A 2,954-nucleotide genomic window follows, 5' to 3' on the forward strand; every position below is an offset into this window, starting at 1 on the left:
GTGCTTAACCTTGCCGGTAAAAGTAACTCGTAGGCTCATTATGCAAAAGGCACGCCGTCACCCATATGGGCTCCGACCGCTTGTAGGCGTATGGTTTCAGGATCTTTTTCACTCCCTTGTTCAGGGTTCTTTTCACCTTTCCCTCACGGTACTGGTTCACTATCGGTCTCTCAGGAGTATTTAGCCTTATGGGATGGTCCCCACAGATTCACACAGGGTTTCACGTGCCCCGCGCTACTCAGGATACCACTATCTCGCCACGCCTTACCTATACCGGGCTATCACCGTCTATGGCCGCTCTTTCCAAAGCGTTCTAGTTCATTATGGTCCGAATATCGTGGTCCTACAACCCCAAGGTTGCCGGAACAACCTTGGTTTGGGCTAATCCGCGTTCGCTCGCCACTACTAACGGAATCACTTTTGTTTTCTCTTCCTCCGCCTACTTAGATGTTTCAGTTCAGCGGGTTCGCCTCCTTGCGGATACTATGCCTTCAACATAGTGGGTTGCCCCATTCGGATATCCACGGATCAACACTCGTGTGCAGTTCCCCGTGGCTTTTCGCAGCTTATCACGTCCTTCTTCGCCTCTGAGAGCCTAGGCATTCCCCATACGCCCTTATTTTGCTTGTCGCACCGTACCTCGCGGTACAGGTGCCCTCTCGTAATCCTTAATATTACTTATACTTATGTATTCTATTCTACTACTTAAGTTTCTTCTTTTAACTTATTATAAATGACTCGTGTCTTTATAATATGTCCCAATATGTCAATGAACGTTAAAGCCCCTCTCAATCTCCCCAATGGGGAGAAGGTATCCCTTCAACTCTCCCCCCTTAGGGGAGCCGGAGGGGGCCCTGGTGGAGAATATCGGAGTCGAACCGATGACCTCCTGCGTGCAAGGCAGGCGCTCTAGCCAGCTGAGCTAATCCCCCAAATAAAAGTTCTGAGTTATTAGTTTTGAGTTTTTAGTTGTGCGTGCCGTTATTCAAAAACCGGCACTCAACACTTAAAACTAAGCTTCTCAACCTCTAAAATTTCCTCTTCAATATTTCAATTAAATGAACGTCGTACCTCCAACTTTCGCCTTCGTACTCAATAAGTAGTCTCAGGCAGACTCGAACTGCCGACCTCTACATTATCAGTGTAGCGCTCTAACCAGCTGAGCTATGAGACTGTCTTGGCCTGTTTCTTAACAGTACAATATCTTAACAACATATCGATAGACAACATAAAAGGACAAAAACCATCCCTCGACCAAAGAACGGGGCCGATAAGGCGCATCGTCTCTAGAAAGGAGGTGTTCCAGCCGCACCTTCCGGTACGGCTACCTTGTTACGACTTAGCCCTAGTTACCGATTTTGCCCTAGGCCGCTCCTCTCGGTGACGGACTTCAGGCACCCCCAGCTTCCATGGCTTGACGGGCGGTGTGTACAAGGCCCGGGAACGTATTCACCGGATCATGGCTGATATCCGATTACTAGCGATTCCAGCTTCACGGGGTCGAGTTGCAGACCCCGATCCGAACTGTGACCGGTTTTATAGATCCGCGCCCACTTGCGTGGTGGCTTCCCTCTGTACCGGCCATTGTAGCACGTGTGTAGCCCAGGACGTAAGGGCCGTGATGATTTGACGTCGTCCCCACCTTCCTCACGGTTTGCACCGGCAGTCCCGTTAGAGTCCCCATCTTTACATGCTGGCAACTAACGGTAGGGGTTGCGCTCGTTATAGGACTTAACCTGACACCTCACGGCACGAGCTGACGACAACCATGCAGCACCTTGTAAGTGGTCCGAAGAAAGGGGCGTCTCTGCCCCATGCAACTTACATTTAAGCCCTGGTAAGGTTCCTCGCGTATCATCGAATTAAACCACATGCTCCACCGCTTGTGCGGGCCCCCGTCAATTCCTTTGAGTTTCATTCTTGCGAACGTACTCCCCAGGTGGGATACTTATCACTTTCGCTTGGCCGCCGAGACCGAAGTCCCGACAGCTAGTATCCATCGTTTACGGCGTGGACTACCGGGGTATCTAATCCCGTTCGCTCCCCACGCTTTCGTCCATCAGCGTCAGTATATAGTTGGTCACCTGCCTTCGCGATCGGTGTTCTATGTGATATCTATGCATTTCACCGCTACACCACATGTTCCGGCAACCCCACTATAACTCAAGACGTACAGTATCAAAGGCAGTTCTACAGTTGAGCTGCAGACTTTCACCACTGACTTATACGCCCGCCTACGGACCCTTTAAACCCAATGATTCCGGATAACGCTCGGACCCTCCGTATTACCGCGGCTGCTGGCACGGAGTTAGCCGGTCCTTATTCTTACGGTACCGTCAGCCGCCTTCACGAAGGCGGGTTTCTTCCCGTATAAAAGCAGTTTACAACCCGTAGGGCCGTCATCCTGCACGCGGCATGGCTGGATCAGGCTCCCGCCCATTGTCCAATATTCCTCACTGCTGCCTCCCGTAGGAGTCTGGTCCGTGTCTCAGTACCAGTGTGGGGGATCCCCCTCTCAGGGCCCCTAACCATCGTTGCCTTGGTAAGCCGTTACCTTACCAACCAGCTAATGGTACGCATGGCCATCTTCGTCCGATGAATCTTTAAACACCTGATCATGCGATCTAATGTTACCATGGGGCATTAATCCAAATTTCTCTGGGCTATTCCCCTGACAAAGGTAGGTTCCATACGCGTTCCGCACCCGTGCGCCGGTCGTCATCTGGTGCAAGCACCAATGTTACCCCTCGACTTGCATGTGTTAGGCCTGCCGCTAGCGTTCATCCTGAGCCAGGATCAAACTCTTCATTGTTGATCGTTAAATATCTCGCGATACCTTCATCAACCCCTCTAAGTTCCTTGACTTCAAAATGGTTCTTGTTTATTCTCTTTTACGCTGTCTATTTCAATATGTATATGAACTTCTTTATTACTACGGACAATTCGAAAAAAAA

Annotated in this window: 2 tRNA genes and 2 rRNA genes (1 of these 4 cut by a window edge); all 4 read right to left on the reverse strand. The window is 50.4% G+C overall.

Annotation, left to right across the window (positions count from 1 at the left end):
• Positions 1 to 632, reverse strand: a 23S ribosomal RNA gene (locus AACM45_RS20035); it reaches 2,189 nt to the left of the window's first position.
• 223 nt (positions 633 to 855) lie between these two features.
• A tRNA-Ala gene (locus AACM45_RS20040) sits at positions 856 to 932 on the reverse strand.
• A 168-nt stretch (positions 933 to 1,100) separates the two neighbouring features.
• A tRNA-Ile gene (locus AACM45_RS20045) sits at positions 1,101 to 1,174 on the reverse strand.
• A gap of 116 nt (positions 1,175 to 1,290) precedes the next feature.
• A 16S ribosomal RNA gene (locus AACM45_RS20050) occupies positions 1,291 to 2,812 on the reverse strand.
• The 16S and 23S rRNA genes sit together here with 2 tRNA genes alongside, the layout of an rRNA operon.
• Positions 2,813 to 2,954: the final 142 nt, after the last annotated feature.

This window comes from Croceitalea sp. MTPC5 (assembly GCF_036985505.1).
In the GTDB taxonomy this organism is placed as follows: Bacteria; Bacteroidota; Bacteroidia; order Flavobacteriales; family Flavobacteriaceae; genus Croceitalea.